Source organism: Methyloceanibacter sp. (assembly GCF_058506495.1).
This window is the reverse complement of record NZ_JBZMXT010000052.1, coordinates 1-15,020: the sequence shown is the minus strand read 5'-3', so window position 1 is coordinate 15,020 and position 15,020 is coordinate 1. Positions and strand designations below refer to the sequence as shown.

Genomic DNA, 15,020 nt, shown 5'->3' with positions numbered 1-15,020 from the left:
GTCAGTCCCTTGTCGCGTGCTGCATCCTTCAAGGCGCCAAAGTCCACATGGGCCGTCAGATCAACATTGCCTGGCGCGTGTAACGGGTTCGCGAATTTATGCCGGGAGACGGCCTGAAGCGTATCGCCGTACTCGGTCGTCTCATGCCCATAGTCGATGATCAGTGCGGTGAGCGGTGAATCTTTGCCTCGGCTGGCTAGGGCGGCGATCACGGCATTCGCTGCAGGTCTAACTTCCAAGATCGAGCCCTCAGGCAACTGACGCGACTCGGCGTTACGTTTTAAGTCCTCAACGACGAGTGACGGACCTTCGCAAAACTCGAAGCCGCCATTGGCGGCAATCTGCACGCAACGCTCGTGCCATTGACCCTCACGCCAGACGAGCTGGCGTATGGGAAGCGCGTCGATGAATTCGTTGGCGATTACAATCAGCGGCCCTCGTGGCAGCGACTCTACAGTTTCATGCCAGGAGACGTTTACACCCGCGCCCGCCAGTGTCTCTTCCTGAGCGCGGCGCAGTGGCTGGCTGGTCTCTACGAGCGCGACGGTCGCGCAATCCATGAAGCCGGGCAAACGGCTCACGGCGCGTAGAGCGTCCGCCATGAGCGTCCCGCGCCCAGGCCCGAGCTCTGCCAGAACCACTTGTTGCGGCGATCCCATCGATTGCCATGAGGCGTACGCCCATAGTCCTAGGAGCTCGCCGAATATCTGGCTGACTTCTGGCGCCGTAATGAAATCGCCTGCCGCGCCGATGGGTTGCTTCGATGCGTAGTAGCCGGCCGCAGCATCCGAGAGGCAGACATCCATGTAGTGCTCTACACCGATTGGGCCGATCCGGGCGATTTGTGCCTTCAGGCGGACGCTGAGAAGCGTGCTTTCCATGCTGGTCGATTTCCGCGTCGGCGCCATGGTGCCGTCCGTTAAGCCGCAACGGCCGCCTTCCGGCGCGCGCGCCAGATGAGCCAGATCCCAATAAGCAACATCGGAATCGAATAGACCATGCCGGGAGTGAGGATGCCGATATCCAATGGATGCCCCGGATGCGGCTCGCGCGCGACCTCTTCAACGAACGATCGAAAAATGCCGTAGAAGATCAGGAACAGGCCGAAAACCGTGCCTGGTCGATTCAGCTCCTTATAGCGGTGCGTGGCGATGCGCAGGATAATGAAGAGGACAACGCCCTCAAGGGCGGCCTCATAGAGCTGGCTCGGGTGCCGCGGGAGATCATCGACGCCTGGAAAGACCATGGCCCAGGGCACGTCTGTTGGGCGACCGTATACTTCTGAATTTATGAAGTTGGCTATGCGCCCGAAGAAGAGTCCAAACGGCGTGGCAGCCGACGCGATGTCACCAAGTGACAGCGGGTTGATCCCTTGCGCCTTTGCAAAAAGATATACGGCGACAACGACGCCAAGCAGCCCACCATGGAACGACATGCCTCCATTCCAAATGGCGGGAATCTGTGCGGGGTTCTGCCAAAAGAAGCTGGGCTCGTAGAACAAAACGAAGCCGAGCCGGCCACCGACCACAATGCCAAGCGTGATCCAAAGCAGAAAGTCATCCGCTTGGCGCAGTGTCATGGGCGGTTTGCCATTCCACAGGTCGGCACGCGCGACGAGGTGGCGCCCATACAGCCAGCCCGCAAGGATGCCCGCAAGATAGGCCAGGCCGTACCATCGGACTGAGACTGGACCGATGGAAAACGCCACAGGATTGACGATCGGGAATGGAATGACAAAGAGATGCATGCTGCCTCGGGTAGCTTGGTCGGGGCGACCCTCGGCTGCGGTTTCAACTCTGTCAAGCGCGCCCTTGGCTCCGACAAGATGTCGCTGAGGGCTCGGCCCGGTCCGCTTGCCTCCGCGAACGCGCTACGCAATAGTCCGCGCAAATGACAGTTTCGCTAAGCGAGGTCTCGGCTAAATGGCGGCCTCGCAGGACATTTTCGGAGAGTGCGTAACATGACACAGACCAGCGGGCGGTTTTTCGACGAGTTGGGCAAGCTTCTAACGGATGCGGTCGGTGCTGCCGACGGTGTTCGGCAAGAGGTCGAGGGTGTGATGCGCAGCCAGGCGGAGCGTGTCTTGAACGAACTCGACGTCGTGCAGCGCGAGGAGTTCGAGGCCGTCAAAGCGATGGCACAGAAGGCCCGAGAGGAAAATGAGATGCTCAAAGCCCGGATCGCGGACCTTGAGTCCAAGCTGGCTGTGGATAACGCGGGATAACGCTTGGCGCAGAGTCGAGTCGAGTCTCTGATTCATCCACAGATTTTTCGCTCCATCCACAGCAATTCCGCAGTCAGGGACTCCGGTGCCGTTTTGCACGCGGACTCGCCGGTATATAACTGATTCATCTAATGATTCGCGGTTGCTGTTTTTCGTGCGCGGACCCCCCAAACGCGGCCCCGAAAGGATACGCATGGCTTCGATGGAAGCGACGTACGACCACTTTACAAATCCTGTCGACATGGTGGAGCAGATCGCCACCATTCGCGACTGGGCTTTCGAACGCAGCACCACCGACGAACTAACATTGTCGGTGGCCGGTTCTTGGTGTGATTACCATATCTCCTTGAACTGGCGAGAAGATTTGGAGGCGCTGCATTTGGCATGCGCCTTCGATTTCCGGGCGACCAATACCAGGCTGCCCGAAGTCTATAGGCTCATGGCAAGTATCAATGAGCAGCTATGGCTCGGCCACTTCGATCTGTGGCGACAAGACGGAATGCTGCTCTATCGCAATGGACTGCTCTTGGCCGGCGCGAAGACCCATGCCGGGCAGTGTGAGGGGCTTCTGACCGCGGCGTTGGAGGCCTGCGAGCGCTATTATCAGAGCTTTCAGTTCGTGTTGTGGGCCGGAAAGTCCGCCGATGAAGCTCTTGCGGCGACGATGCTTGAGACCCGAGGAACGGCTTAGCAGCAGAGGCTTGAGGGGTGACCGGATAAACGTCGGCAATCTAGATTGTCGGGAATGAGAGGTGTCCCGATGAGGCAGGTTCACGGATGGCAATTGCCCTGAGTGGCCCGCTGCTTCTGGTAGGCGCAGGCAAAATGGGAGGGGCCCTGCTTGAGGGCTGGCTGGGCCGTGGCCTCGATCCCGCGACCGTCTTTGTTCAAGACCCTGCGCTGTCTGAAAGCATGCGCCGCCTGACCGATGCACACGGGATCATGGCGGGAGAGGCGCCAGTCTTGCCTCAAGCGCCGGCGGTAATTGTGCTCGCTGTAAAGCCCGCGCTAGCTGACACGGTTCTGAGCGCTGTCGCACCACATATCGGGTCTGAGACAGTCATTCTGTCCATCGCAGCAGGGCGTACGCTCGACAGCCTGGCCAGGCCCTTACCAGAGTCCTGCTCAGTCGTTCGCGCCATGCCCAATACACCGGCGGGGGTGGGCGAAGGGATCACGGTCTGCGTCGCCAACTCCAGCACAAGCGATTTGCAGCGTCACGCATGTGAAGCGCTGCTTTCGGCCGTGGGTGACGTGGTCTGGATAGACGACGAGGCGATGATGGACGTCGTGACGGCGGTATCTGGCAGCGGTCCAGCCTACGTTTTTCATCTTGTTGAGTCGCTGGAGCGCGCGGGCATCGAAGCCGGTCTGCCGGCTGAGCTTGCCGCGCGTTTGGCGCGCGCAACAGTAGCCGGCGCTGGCGCGCTCCTGAAAAAGTCGGAGCACGACGCTGCGACGCTCCGAACCAATGTCACTTCGCCAAAGGGGACGACCGCCGCCGCGCTTAAGGTGCTCATGGAAGAAGAGGCGATGGAAAGGCTCTTGACTCGCGCCGTGGCAGAAGCTGCGAAACGGTCGCGGGAGTTGTCGTCTTAGCGTCGCTTTGGGCGCATGAAACTCCTCTTGTTCCGTCTTTCAGTGTCCATGAATTCGGCCTATCGTCTAAGAAACGAAGACGCCGAAACACGTTGTCCCACAGAGGAGTATGGCCATGTTCGAGGAATTCTCCAGACGGAACCGGGCAGTGATGGCGGCCATGACGCTGGCTGCGACACGCGGTTGGAGCGATGTTGGCCTTGCCGATATTGCAAAGGAAGCAAATTTGACGATGGCGGACCTGCGCCGGGAGTTTGTCTGCAAGAATGACATTCTGCGCGCGTTCCAGGCCGAGGTTGACGCACAAGTCCTAGCGCGCAGCAAGCCCGCAGGGCCAGACGATAGCGTGCGCGATCAGGTTTTCGATGCGCTTATGACGCGGTTTGATGTCATGACGCCGCAGAAGGAAGCTCTGAAGCACATCGCGGCTTATTTTCGTTGCCATCCTGGCGAGGCCTCGATGTTTGTATGTACACGGATGGTTTCGCAATATTGGACGCTCGCGAATGCAGGTGCCAAGCTTGATGGCCCAGGGGCGCTCGTGCGCGTTGCTGGTCTGTCCGCCGTCTACGGAAAAGCATTCAGCGTTTGGCTTGAAGACGACTCGTCGTCGCTCGACAAGACCATGGCGACGCTCGACCGTGGCCTAGCGAATGGCGAGCGGGGAATGCAGAGCCTTGAGAGAGCGTGTGAGACTTTTTGCGGGCTTGTGCGGGGTTTGAAGCGGAATTTCGAACGCAAGGATGGGCCGAATGGCAAGCCGTCGCCTGATCCTGATCCAGCGCCGTCTTCCGCTTAGGGGCGCCGGCTCGCGTTACGCCGCAATCAGTTCTTTGCAAGCGTCAATGCAGGCGACGCAGGCTTCGCCACACGCTTTGCACTCCGCGTGCTCGGGATGCTTCTCGCACTCCTTCGCGCAGTCGTCGCAAACATCGATGCATACGGCCGCGAGATCTTTGAGGCGTTTGGCGTCGGCAGCTGCGTAGCGGGCAAGCGTCCCGCACATCGGCAGCATCGCATTAACGGCGGTAAGGCAGTCCGCTAGCGACGTGTCGCCAGTGCCCAGCAACTTGATGCAGTGTGCCACGCAGGCTTCTCCGAGACCCACGCAGTCAAGCGCCAGCTTCGTCAATTCCGGATGGTGGGCAGCGTGATGATGGTGATGCTCGTGCCCAGTTTCGGCTGCGGCATTTCCGGCAAGCGGGATCGCAAGTCCTGCGAGGGCTACGCCGGCCAAAAGATCGCGGCGGTTCGTGACCGGCTTGTCAGTGCTCTTTGTGCCAATCGTGCTTGAGGGGGACTGGGTCATTGTTTTCCTCACTCGCGTTGTCGCGCGTTTCAACGCGCTAAATAGTTACGTTACTAGTAGGGCAGCGGATCTTCGTCGTCAGGCCCCGAAAGACTTTCGGGTCCCTCGCCGGGCAGTTCGGTATCAATTGGGTCCGGCGCGAGCGGGCTGTCTGGGTCGTCGAGCGGTGTGAGATCCTGACTCTCTTCCGTCAGGTTCATGCCGCCACCGAACAGCTTCCTGCCGTCTTTTCGATGGATATCGGCACCATCTTTGCCGATGTCGATCTGGATTTCAGAGCCCGGCATTTCGTCGTTTTGAAAGGCCTCGGTATCGGGGTCCGCCAGCGCTGGCGTAAGGCCTGCGGCTGCAACCATCGCGGCAACTGAAGCAATTGCCTTCCACATGGGCGCACCTCCCATTTCGACTCACACTGGCAATGTTAGCACGGCCTTCAATCCGCCAAGTGACGATTCATCAAGTTTGATGTCGCCGCCGTGAATACGCGCGATATCCCGAGCGATCGCTAGTCCCAGACCCGTCGATCCAGAGTCTTGATTCCTCGCATGGTCAATACGATAGAAGGGCCGGAAAACAAGCTCCCGCTCTTCCTCCGGAATGCCGGGGCCGTCATCCTCTACCTCGATCGTCAAGACCCCATCAGTCTTGGCCGCGGTAATGCGAATGGTGCTCGCAAAGCGTGCGGCGTTGTTCACAAGGTTCGAGATTGCTCGTTTGAAAGCGTGTCGGCGGACGCGCACCACAAGCGGCTCATTCTTGATACGGACCTCAACAGTTTTGCCCTCGAGGTCCGCCTTGCCACCATGAGCTTGAGAACTGACCTCGCCCAGAACCTCGCCCACATTCACGGAACCGATGGCCTCGCCTGAATCGCCTTTCGCGAACGCCATGTAGTCTTCAAGCATAGCCTGCATCTCGTCGATATCGGCGCGCATGGCGTCAACCTCTGAGTTTTCCTCCAGTATTGCGAGCTGTAGCCGAAAACGCGTCAATATCGTTCGAAGGTCATGACTTACCCCAGCGAGCATGAGCGTGCGTTGTTCCACATGACGTTCGATGCGGTCGCGCATCTCGACAAACGCGTGGGCCGCCTGGCGCACTTCCCGCGCGCCGCGCGGCTTGAATCCCTGAGGCATGGGGCGTCCCTTGCCGAAGCTCTCTGCGGCATGGGCCAATCGCAGGATCGGCCGAATCTGATTGCGCAAGAACAGAATCGCGACTGTGAGGAGGACAACCGATGTCCCGAGCATCCACACAATGAAAATGTGTGAGTTGGATGCATAAGTTTTGCTGCGCCGCGCCAGCACATGCATAACAGCGTCATCTAGCTTTATGCGAATGTCGACAAAGTCGGATCGGCCAACAGTATCGATCCAGAAGGGGCGGCCGATGCGCCCCTTCAATTCATCGGACAACGTTGAGTCGAGCAGATCGAAGAACGGCTTTGATCGGACTTGCGGCAATTCCTCACCCGGTTCGAACCTCACACGCAAGCCGAGATTTTTCGCCGCCAGATCTGTGAGCGTATCGACGTTATGCTGCTTCGGCAGCTCATTGTACATGTCGATCAACATCGCAATGTTCTGCACCGTTCCGGTCGACAAACGATGCGTGACGGTTTGCCAGTGACGCTCTAGGAACACGAAGGTCAGGACGGACTGGAGCAATACCATCGGCGCGATAATGATGATGAGTGCGCGCGCGTAGAGACCCTTCGGCATCTGTTCGCCAAAGCGCGCCAGCAGCCATCTGAGCGGTCCTTGCCGCTCGACTTTGGCGTGCTCCTCAGGGAGAGGGCGGGCGGTATCGGAGATAGCGCTCATCATTCAGAGTAAAGTATGTACCCTTTGCCGCGCACGGTCTGCAGGTAAACAGGGTTTGCCGGATCGTTCTCAATTTTTCGCCTCAAGCGATTGATTTGGACGTCTACAGCGCGTTCGCCGCCGATCTCAATATCCTTGTTCGACCCCTTCGCGAGTTCATGGCGCGATACAGGCGTTCCTGGTCGCTGCGCGAAGTAGCGCAAGAGTTCGCGTTCACGTTCAGTCAGGCGCACGGTTTCTCCATCGCGCTGTAGCTCGCCGCGGCTGATATGAAAGATGAAATCGCCCATGCGAATTTCGCCCGACGGTGCGGCCTGGGCGCCGCGTTTTAGGATGTTGCCGATGCGCAAGAGCAGCTCGCGTGGATCGAAGGGCTTGGCAAGGTAGTCATCAACGCCAGTCTCCAAACCTTCGATGCGGTGTTCAGGCTCTGCGCGCGCTGTGAGCATCAGGATCGGTATCTGGTTGTCCACCCGCAGCGACTTAGCAAAGTCGATGCCGGACTCCTTTGGCATCATGACGTCGAGTACGATCAGATCGAATGCAAGGCTGCGCATATGCGCACGAGCGCTCTCCGCGTCGATTGCTACGGTCACGCGAAAACCGTGATCATGAAGGTAACGCGCCAAAAGATCGCGAATGCGGCTGTCGTCATCCACGATCAGGATGTGCGGTGCGTTGTCTTCCGGGCCTAACCCGGTCTTGTTTTTGGTGCGCGTTGCCGTGTTCAACTGGGTTTGCCCTTGTCTTTTCGCAGCGCATTTCGCGCTTCGATATTCGTTATGGCGGAAACTTTGGGCCGATCTTCGGCATTGATCATCGATTCCAGAAATCTGCGGACTGCAGTCTCCCCTTCCGGACCGGCAGCTTGCAGCGCCGCACGAAGTCGGACCATTTGCGGTGCGGCCAGCCGCTGAGCCAGCGCTTTTCCGCTTTCGGTCGGATAGAGCAACCGTTCCCGGCGGTCTGCGGCGCCGGCCTTTTGGGTGATGTATCCTTGATCGATGAGCTGCTTGAGAACTCGGGACAGGCTCTGCTTGGTGATGTTGAGGATATCCAGCAGGTCGGCGACGCGAAGGCCGGAGTTTCGGTTCACAAAATGCAGGACGCGATGGTGCGCCCGGCCAAATCCGAAATCGGCAAGGATCGCATCCGGGTCGCCGGTGAAGTCGCGATAGGCGAAGAAGAGAAGCTCCGCAAACCCATGCAGCTGTTCCGTAGCCAGAGCCTCGGCGGCGAGGTCTTCGATACCGAAGTCTTCATCGGCCAGTTCCTTTATGGCCGAGTCTTCGGTCGTGTTTTTCTGTGTCTCCGTGTCGGTCACAACCATGCCGTTCGCGCGAAGCCCGATGTGTCTAGTTCTCGGCCTCTAATGGTCGAGAGAAAAAGGTGCATTTAGGTCAGTCATGTTGACACATATTTGGGCTTGGATTATGTCAGCCATGTTGACTTAATGCTCCTTGATACGCCCCGGCGGGCCCTCGCGCAATTGCTCCGAACAGGGGTCGTGTGGTTCGTTCGTTCGGGGCATGTCTTGTGCGCGAAGACGCTCGCGGGACAAAGGGCGCGCCCCAGTCAGTGGAGAAAACTCATGCCGGGCTTTGATGAGCGCGACGGCCTCATTTGGTTCAATGGAGAGATGATCCCCTGGACCGACGCGCGAGTGCACGTCCTGACCCACGCTTTGCACTATGGCAGCGCTGTATTCGAAGGCATGCGTGCCTATGACGGCGAGATCTTCAAGCTGACAGAGCACAATCAGCGTCTGCGGGAGTCAGCCGAGATTCTCGATTTCGAAGTGCCCTATACCGTCGCTGAACTCGACAAGGCGGCGCGTGAGGTCATCGTCGCAAATAAGCTTTCTGATGCCTATGTCCGTCCTCTGGCTTGGCGCGGCAGTGAGCAGATGGGCGTTTCCGCCCAAAAGACGAAGATCAACGTGGCCATAGCCGCTTGGCAGTGGGGCGCCTATTTCGATCCGGCCGCGATCGAGAAAGGCATGAAGCTCTGTTTCGCCAAGTACCGTCGCCCTGACCCCGCCACGGCTCCCGTACACAGCAAGGCCGCGGGCCTTTATATGATTTGCACCGTCGAGAAGCACCGCGCAGAGAATGCCGGCTTCGCGGACGCGGTCATGTTGGATTGGCGCGGCTACGTTGCCGAGTGCACAGGCGCGAACATGTTCTTCGTGAAAGACAACGTGATCTATACGCCAATCGCGGATTGTTTCCTCGACGGCATCACCCGCCGCACGGTCATGGCGCTTGCCAAGCAGCGCGGTTGGGATGTGGTCGAGAAGCGCATTCTTCCCGAAGAGCTTGCGGAGTTCACCGAGTGTTTCGTGACCGGCACTGCGGCGGAAGTTATGCCGGTCGGTTCCATCGGGGACTACCACTTTGCACCCGGCGAAATCACGCGCACCCTCATGGCGGACTACGCGGCGCTCGTGCGGCCAGCGAAAGATATCGCTGCTGCGGGCTAGCCACCGCAACGACCTATTCTTCAGTCTCAGCAAAACTTGAAAGACCGATCCGCTTCGCTGGCGCATTGGTGCGGCAGGTACTCGCCAAAAAAATGCGGCGGCTCCCGGCATGGACCGGAGAACCGCCGCAAGGCTGAGATGAGGAAGCATCCAGGCTGGGGCAAGGACGCTTCTGACATTCGGGCTGGGCGGCCGAACGTCATGAGCAACTTCTAGCTGTTTCTGAAACATGCACTTAGTGAATTGTTTGCAGGAAAATACATGCACATTACTCAAGAGCAGAGGCGCGGTTGTACGCGGTCCCGAATGCAGGGGACGCCAGATTAGGCTATTAACAATCTAGGAATAAAAGCCTATGCTAGCAAGCCGCCATAGTGTCGGGTCAGGAGAGGGCACCCGACGACTTTCGGTGCCGCTGCGTCGACGCAGATTTCACCGCGCAAGGAGCCGACAGAAGCCCTTTCTTTGCGCGCAAGCGTGCTAGGGTTCGCGTCCCATGAAAGCGTTCGGCGAACAGTTTCAGCAGCGTGAGGCCAAGGAGCCGGATCGGCCCGAGCCCACAGGGGGCGAAAGTGCGCGTGAGCTTGCACCTGACTTTGACGAAGCATTCCGCGCGAGGCTCTACGATCTGCTGCGCTGGCGACGGGACGTGCGCCGCTTTAAGCGCGAGCCGCTCCCCGATGGCACGATCGAGCGCCTTCTGGGGCTCGCTTACCTTGCGCCTTCTGTGGGACTCAGCGAGCCGTGGCGTTTTGTTCTGGTGGAAGATCCTTCGCGCCGCGCCGCGATCCGCGCGAACTTTGAAGCCTGCAACGCCGAGGCGCTCTCCCAGCAGGCACCTGACCGGGCAGCGCTATATGCGCGGCTGAAGCTGCAAGGCATGGACGAGGCGCCGGTGCAGATCGCGGTCTATGCGGATCGCGAGACCGTACAGGGCTATGGGCTTGGCCGCATGACCATGCCCGAGACCATCGACTACTCGGTGGTAACGGCGGTGCACACATTCTGGCTCGCGGCGCGGGCGGAGGGTATTGGCGTCGGCTGGGTCTCGATCATCGATCCCAAAGGCGTCACGACGGCACTGGATGTGCCAGAAGACTGGATCTTCATCGGCTATCTCTGTGTGGGCTATCCGCAAACGCAAGACGACACGCCTCTCTTGCAGCGCGCCGGCTGGGAATATCGTCACACCACGGACGATATCGTGCTACGGCGTTAGCGGGGACACACCGTCGTAAGGGGGCGAACCTTGCGTTACGTGAGCATCGTTGCCGGGCTGTTTGGGCTTGCGCTTCTTGTCGGGATTGCTGTGCCGGTCAGCGATGCGTCCGCGTCTATGCTAACGCTCGTGCAGGCGAAGTCTGCGCCCGTATGCCAGAAGCTCGTCCGTTGCGCGGGCTGCCAACCGGTTTATCGCTGCCGGGCTTGCCGAAGACGACCCATCTGCACGCACGGCATTTGCCACTACCGCACGATCTGCGGCTGGGGGCCCGCGCAGACATCGCTGCCCAAAGGCGCGCGCCTCGTCAGGGTGCGGTGAGGGGGTGGGGCTCTGCAAAAGCTCAAGACCAGCGGAGCCGGTCTCGTTCTCTCTTCCGCCTTTCCGGCCTGAACCGCGCCCGCGTGCCCACAAGAGCGAAGCGTCGCGAAAAGCTCGCCGAAAGAGCGGTCCGCAACACATCAAGCTCGCGCGAGGATCTGTCGAAGCCACTGTTGGACGGCGACGGAGTGCTCGACGCATGAAAACTAATATAGTCCTCAAACGTGGTGCGGCGAATTGGGTGGGGATAGTGGCCTGGCGGTCGTCCTTACTGAGGGCTGTTTGGGGGAGGCAGATCAGTTCGTGCAGGCGCCTGACCTGCGGGGCTAGTCTTCGCGCCAGCGGGTCGCTGCGCGATAGTCTTTCTCGTTGGCGTCCACCCAGCGCTCCCCTTCGGCTCCGCTCTCGCGTTTCCAGAAGGGGGCAGACGTCTTCAGATAGTCCATGAGGAAGCTGGCCGCCTCGAAGGCGGCTTCACGATGGGCCGAGGCGGCGATCACAAGCACGATATTGTCGCCGGGCCTCAGTGTGCCCACACGATGGACGATTAGCGAGGCTTGAAGCGGCCAACGCGTATGCGCTTCTTCTTCGATGCGCGCGAGTTCTTTCTCGGTCATACCCGGATAATGTTCCAGGGTCATCTCGGTGACCGCGCCTCCGTCGTCGCGCTGCGCGTCGCGGACAGTGCCGCTAAACGTCACGATGGCGCCGATGTCCGTGCGGTCGGCACGGAGGCGTTCGATCTCTTTGCCGATGTCGAAGTCGCCGGTTTGAACGCGGATCACGATCGGCCTCCGAGTGCGCCTAGTCGCGTCATCTTCAGCCGCCGGTGACGGGCGGGAAGAACGCGATCTCTTTGGCACCGGCGACCGATGCGTCGATGCGCGCATGGGTCTGGTCGATCGCGGCGCGGATGGCCTCGCTCTGCGCAAACGCGTTTTCATATTGAGGTCCGCGCGTCTTCAGCCAGGCGATGACGCCGGCGACCGTGTCGATGTTTTCCGGCAGGTCAACATCTTCGGCGGCGATGCCCGTCTTGTCCTTCACCCAAGCGAAGTATAGGAGGCGTGTCATGGCTGCAGGACCTATTTGTCGCCGGGCATGAGATGGCGGAGTGTGGCCCGCAGATAATCGTAGCCGGTGTAGAGCGTGAGGATGGCGGCGATCCACAGCAAGGTCAGGCCGAAATTCGTCGTGTACGGCCAGACCTTGTCGCCGGCGGGACCGGCAAGCAGAAAGCCGATGGCAACCATCTGCACCACGGTCTTCCATTTTGCGAGATTGGACACAGGCACGCTGACGCTGAGGCTGCCTAAGAACTCACGCAAACCGGAAACAAGAATCTCGCGGGACAGAATGATGACGCCGGCCCAGAGGGACCATCCGGCGATAGTTCCATTGGCGGCCAGCATCAGCAGCGCGGCTGCGACGATCAGTTTGTCGGCGATCGGGTCCAGCATCTGACCGAGCGCGCTTTGCTGCTGCCAGGCGCGCGCCAGATAGCCGTCGAGAAAATCGCTCACGCCTGCGGCAATGAAGATCCACATGGCCAACCAACGGCCCCAGTCTGCCTCGACGAAGAAACAGGCCACCAGGGCCGGTACGGCGACGATGCGGGCATAGGTCAGAATGTTCGGGAGACTGCTGAAGTTACGTCGATTCGCATCACGCCCACGATTGGCATGGTGGCCATCCGGCACGCCTCGTCCCGCTAATCCTTGTTCCGACATATTGCGATCGCTCAACTGAAGTTCGTGGTTGCCAACATAGCGCAATGGACGCCGGTGCTAACCGCGTTCGTGGAAAAAATCGTAGATGGTTTTTGCCATTTGCGCGCTGATGCCGCCAACACTTTCTAGATCGGTGATTCCCGCTCGGCTAACGGCCTTTGCGGAACCGAAATGTCGTAGAAGCGCGCGCTTGCGCGTAGGGCCGATCCCCGGCACTTCGTCGAGCGGCGAGGCGGTGAGGCCTTTCTTTCGCCGGGTCCGGTGGGCGCCGATGGCAAAGCGGTGTGCCTCATCACGCAGCGTCTGGATACAGTAGAGTACGGGGTCTCGTGGCTCCAACATCAACGGGTCCTTGCCCTTGCGGTAGATGCGTTCGCGTCCGGCATTCCGGTCCGGACCCTTGGCGACCGCCGCCAGACTGATATCCGTGAGGCCGAGTTCCTCCAAGACGTCGTGGGCCGCGGAGAGTTGGCCCGGGCCACCGTCGATCAGCACCAGGTCTGGCATTGACCAGTTATCCTCTTCGTCATTCTCGCGCTCTTTCAGGAGGCGGCTGAAGCGGCGGGTCAGCATTTGCCGCATCATGCCGTAGTCGTCCCCGGGCGTCAGGTCCTCGCCCTTCATGTTGAACTTACGGTACTGCGCCTTTTGGAACCCGTCTGGACCAGCCACAATCATGGCGCCGACCGGGTTCGTTCCGGAGATGTGGCTGTTGTCGTAAACCTCGATGCGTTCCGGCATTTCCTCAAGCTCAAGAAGCTCGGCGAGTCTTGTGTATATCGCGCGTTGCGAGGCGTGTTCGGCGAGGCGGCGACCGAGCGCTTCTTGCGCATTTGTCCGCACATGCTCAACCAGCTCGCGTTTTTCGCCACGCTGGGGCGTAAGCACCTCGACTTTATGTCCAGCCTTCAATTCCAACGCGTCGGCCAAAAGGCTTTGGCCCGCAATCTCGTGGCTGAGCAGGATATGGCGCGGTGCCGGCTTATCGTCGTAGAACTGCGCAATGAAGGCTTCGAGAACCTCTTCGACTGCCAGAGCTTTGTCTGCGCGAGGGAAGTAGGCCCGGTTACCCCAATTGTTCCCGGCACGGAAAAAGAAGACCTGAACACACGTCTGCCCGGCCTGTTGGTAAGCCGCGAACACGTCGGCGTCCTTCACGGTGTGCGGGTTGATGCCCTGGTGCGATTGAATGTGGCTGAGCGCAGTGAGCCGGTCCCGGAAGCCCGCCGCGCGCTCATAATCCTGAGACTCGCTGGCTTCCTCCATCAGGGCGCGGAGCCGGTGTTTCACCTCATCGCTCTCACCGCGCAAAAAGCTCAACGCTTCGTCCAGCAGCGCGCCATAGTCTTCCGCCGATATTTCCCCGGTGCACGGAGCGCTACATCGTTTGATTTGGTAGAGCAGACAAGGGCGGGTCCGGGCTTCGTAATAGCCGTCCGAGCATGACCGTAAGAGGAACGCTCGCTGCAGCGTATTGATGGTCCGCCCCACCGCGCCGGCCGAGGCAAAGGGCCCGAAATAATCGCCCTTGCGATTGCGCGCGCCGCGGTGTTTCAGGATTTGTGGCATAGGGTGATCGCGTGCGATCAGAATAAACGGGAACGATTTGTCGTCCCGTAGAACCACGTTGTAGCGTGGCTTCAGCCTTTTGATGAGATTCGCTTCGAGAAGGAGCGCCTCCATCTCCGTCTTCGTGGTGACGAATTCCATGGCTGCCGTGTCGGCGATCATGCGCGCAATACGGTTGTTGTGGCCTGTTCCGCGCGCATAGCTTTGAACACGCTTTCTGAGGTGGCGTGCCTTGCCGACGTAGAGAACCTGCCCGTCTTGATCGAGCATCCGGTAAACGCCAGGGCCAGGGGGCGCGAGCTTCGCATGGCGCGCAATCACGCTTGCGCCAGTCTCTGGCGTGTCGCCTGGTTCCCGCTCGAGCGGCGGCTTTTCTGTCTCGCTCTCAGAATGTGCCGGGGTCATGAGGTATTATTGCATTGTCGCCAGCGGTATTGCGCAAGCATCTTTGCGGACACGTTGGGGTGGCCTGTGCCCCCTTCAAGCCCCCGCGTGGCATGCTGCTTTATACAAATACAGGCTGTCGATATGCCCTAGGTGGCGTCTGGGCGCCAATTGAGGTGCCGCCCGCCGTCCAACGCGATCATTTGGCCTGTCACCGATCCCGTTTCCAGGAGAAACCGGACCGCCCCTGCTATGTCACTTAAGGGGACCGGCCTTTTCAACAATGTGTCATCGCATTCACGCTCGAAGTCCTCTGCGGATTGACCCGCGAAAGGTAGGACAGGTCCTGGCGCTATGGCG

General features: G+C 59.8%; 17 protein-coding genes and 1 pseudogene. 6 read left to right on the top strand and 12 right to left on the bottom strand.

Annotated features, from left to right (window positions below; all coding sequences use genetic code 11):
* Both AC33YF_RS09740 and lgt read right to left on the bottom strand, forming a co-directional pair.
* Positions 1-881 (bottom strand): class I SAM-dependent methyltransferase (locus AC33YF_RS09740; RefSeq protein ID WP_491777012.1); only part of this gene is annotated, 881 nt, incomplete at its 3' end.
* A 38-nt stretch (positions 882-919) separates the two neighbouring features.
* Complete coding sequence (gene lgt, locus AC33YF_RS09735) at positions 920-1,747, bottom strand: prolipoprotein diacylglyceryl transferase (RefSeq protein WP_491777011.1); 828 nt, start codon at positions 1,745-1,747, stop codon at positions 920-922.
* A gap of 213 nt (positions 1,748-1,960) precedes the next feature.
* On the opposite strand from lgt, the gene AC33YF_RS09730 reads away from it, so the two are divergent.
* From AC33YF_RS09730 to AC33YF_RS09715, 4 genes are all read left to right on the top strand, one after another.
* The gene (locus tag AC33YF_RS09730) at positions 1,961-2,224 is read left to right on the top strand and encodes an accessory factor UbiK family protein (RefSeq protein ID WP_491777010.1); all 264 of its coding nucleotides are present in this window, start codon (positions 1,961-1,963) and stop codon (positions 2,222-2,224) included.
* 193 nt (positions 2,225-2,417) lie between these two features.
* Complete coding sequence (locus tag AC33YF_RS09725) at positions 2,418-2,915, top strand: type III secretion system chaperone family protein (RefSeq protein ID WP_491777009.1); 498 nt, start codon at positions 2,418-2,420, stop codon at positions 2,913-2,915.
* 86 nt (positions 2,916-3,001) lie between these two features.
* The gene (gene proC / locus AC33YF_RS09720) at positions 3,002-3,823 is read left to right on the top strand and encodes a pyrroline-5-carboxylate reductase (protein WP_491777008.1); all 822 of its coding nucleotides are present in this window, start codon (positions 3,002-3,004) and stop codon (positions 3,821-3,823) included.
* A gap of 115 nt (positions 3,824-3,938) precedes the next feature.
* Positions 3,939-4,622 carry a hypothetical protein gene (locus tag AC33YF_RS09715; protein ID WP_491777007.1) on the top strand — a complete coding sequence of 228 codons (684 nt, stop codon included), beginning with the start codon at positions 3,939-3,941 and terminating at the stop codon, positions 4,620-4,622.
* A 15-nt stretch (positions 4,623-4,637) separates the two neighbouring features.
* Here the strand turns inward: AC33YF_RS09715 and AC33YF_RS09710 are convergent, their stop codons facing one another.
* The 5 genes from AC33YF_RS09710 to AC33YF_RS09690 are packed head-to-tail and all read right to left on the bottom strand — an operon-like array spanning position 4,638 to position 8,285.
* Positions 4,638-5,132, bottom strand: a complete 495-nt coding sequence (locus AC33YF_RS09710) for a four-helix bundle copper-binding protein (RefSeq protein ID WP_491777006.1) — start codon at positions 5,130-5,132, stop codon at positions 4,638-4,640.
* Between the two features lie 53 nt (positions 5,133-5,185).
* The gene (locus AC33YF_RS09705; RefSeq protein WP_491777005.1) at positions 5,186-5,518 is read right to left on the bottom strand and encodes a hypothetical protein; all 333 of its coding nucleotides are present in this window, start codon (positions 5,516-5,518) and stop codon (positions 5,186-5,188) included.
* A gap of 21 nt (positions 5,519-5,539) precedes the next feature.
* On the bottom strand, positions 5,540-6,955 hold the full coding sequence (locus tag AC33YF_RS09700; RefSeq protein ID WP_491777004.1) for an ATP-binding protein: 1,416 nt from the start codon (positions 6,953-6,955) through the stop codon (positions 5,540-5,542).
* Positions 6,955-7,686 carry a response regulator gene (locus AC33YF_RS09695; protein ID WP_491777003.1) on the bottom strand — a complete coding sequence of 244 codons (732 nt, stop codon included), beginning with the start codon at positions 7,684-7,686 and terminating at the stop codon, positions 6,955-6,957. The genes AC33YF_RS09700 and AC33YF_RS09695 overlap by 1 nt, the downstream gene beginning before the upstream one ends.
* On the bottom strand, positions 7,683-8,285 hold the full coding sequence (locus tag AC33YF_RS09690) for a MarR family winged helix-turn-helix transcriptional regulator (RefSeq protein ID WP_491777002.1): 603 nt from the start codon (positions 8,283-8,285) through the stop codon (positions 7,683-7,685). Before AC33YF_RS09690 ends, AC33YF_RS09695 begins: the two co-directional genes overlap by 4 nt.
* 261 nt (positions 8,286-8,546) lie before the next feature.
* Between AC33YF_RS09690 and AC33YF_RS09685 the strand changes: the two genes are divergently transcribed.
* A complete protein-coding gene (locus tag AC33YF_RS09685) occupies positions 8,547-9,437 on the top strand; it encodes a branched-chain amino acid aminotransferase (RefSeq protein ID WP_491777001.1) in 891 nt (296 codons plus the stop codon).
* Positions 9,438-9,933: 496 nt separating this feature from the next.
* Entirely contained in the window at positions 9,934-10,656 is a 723-nt protein-coding gene (gene bluB, locus AC33YF_RS09680) for a 5,6-dimethylbenzimidazole synthase (protein WP_491777000.1), read from the top strand.
* 647 nt (positions 10,657-11,303) lie between these two features.
* Here the strand turns inward: bluB and moaE are convergent.
* From moaE to AC33YF_RS09655, 5 genes and pseudogenes are all read right to left on the bottom strand, one after another.
* On the bottom strand, positions 11,304-11,762 hold the full coding sequence (gene moaE / locus AC33YF_RS09675; RefSeq protein WP_491776999.1) for a molybdopterin synthase catalytic subunit MoaE: 459 nt from the start codon (positions 11,760-11,762) through the stop codon (positions 11,304-11,306).
* 34 nt (positions 11,763-11,796) lie between these two features.
* The gene (moaD, locus tag AC33YF_RS09670) at positions 11,797-12,051 is read right to left on the bottom strand and encodes a molybdopterin converting factor subunit 1 (protein ID WP_491776998.1); all 255 of its coding nucleotides are present in this window, start codon (positions 12,049-12,051) and stop codon (positions 11,797-11,799) included.
* Between the two features lie 11 nt (positions 12,052-12,062).
* Positions 12,063-12,752, bottom strand: a complete 690-nt coding sequence (gene pgsA, locus AC33YF_RS09665; RefSeq protein WP_491776997.1) for a CDP-diacylglycerol--glycerol-3-phosphate 3-phosphatidyltransferase — start codon at positions 12,750-12,752, stop codon at positions 12,063-12,065.
* 12 nt (positions 12,753-12,764) lie between these two features.
* Positions 12,765-14,681: an excinuclease ABC subunit UvrC gene (gene uvrC / locus AC33YF_RS09660; protein ID WP_491776996.1), complete on the bottom strand. Its 1,917-nt coding sequence runs from the start codon at positions 14,679-14,681 to the stop codon at positions 12,765-12,767.
* Between the two features lie 128 nt (positions 14,682-14,809).
* Positions 14,810-15,020, bottom strand: a pseudogene (locus AC33YF_RS09655) (short-chain dehydrogenase); the annotation flags it as partial.

Excerpts from the sequence above, each read along its gene's own strand:
- lgt (WP_491777011.1), bottom strand. The coding sequence starts at position 1,747 with ATGCATCTCTTTGTCATTCCATTCCCGATCGTCAATCCTGTGGCGTTT.
- AC33YF_RS09730 (WP_491777010.1), top strand. The coding sequence starts at position 1,961 with ATGACACAGACCAGCGGGCGGTTTTTCGACGAGTTGGGCAAGCTTCTA.
- AC33YF_RS09725 (WP_491777009.1), top strand. The coding sequence starts at position 2,418 with ATGGCTTCGATGGAAGCGACGTACGACCACTTTACAAATCCTGTCGAC.
- proC (WP_491777008.1), top strand. The coding sequence starts at position 3,002 with ATGGCAATTGCCCTGAGTGGCCCGCTGCTTCTGGTAGGCGCAGGCAAA.
- AC33YF_RS09715 (WP_491777007.1), top strand. The coding sequence starts at position 3,939 with ATGTTCGAGGAATTCTCCAGACGGAACCGGGCAGTGATGGCGGCCATG.
- AC33YF_RS09710 (WP_491777006.1), bottom strand. The coding sequence starts at position 5,132 with ATGACCCAGTCCCCCTCAAGCACGATTGGCACAAAGAGCACTGACAAG.
- AC33YF_RS09705 (WP_491777005.1), bottom strand. The coding sequence starts at position 5,518 with ATGTGGAAGGCAATTGCTTCAGTTGCCGCGATGGTTGCAGCCGCAGGC.
- AC33YF_RS09700 (WP_491777004.1), bottom strand. The coding sequence starts at position 6,955 with ATGAGCGCTATCTCCGATACCGCCCGCCCTCTCCCTGAGGAGCACGCC.
- AC33YF_RS09690 (WP_491777002.1), bottom strand. The coding sequence starts at position 8,285 with ATGGTTGTGACCGACACGGAGACACAGAAAAACACGACCGAAGACTCG.
- AC33YF_RS09685 (WP_491777001.1), top strand. The coding sequence starts at position 8,547 with ATGCCGGGCTTTGATGAGCGCGACGGCCTCATTTGGTTCAATGGAGAG.
- bluB (WP_491777000.1), top strand. The coding sequence starts at position 9,934 with ATGAAAGCGTTCGGCGAACAGTTTCAGCAGCGTGAGGCCAAGGAGCCG.
- moaD (WP_491776998.1), bottom strand. The coding sequence starts at position 12,051 with ATGACACGCCTCCTATACTTCGCTTGGGTGAAGGACAAGACGGGCATC.
- uvrC (WP_491776996.1), bottom strand. The coding sequence starts at position 14,681 with ATGACCCCGGCACATTCTGAGAGCGAGACAGAAAAGCCGCCGCTCGAG.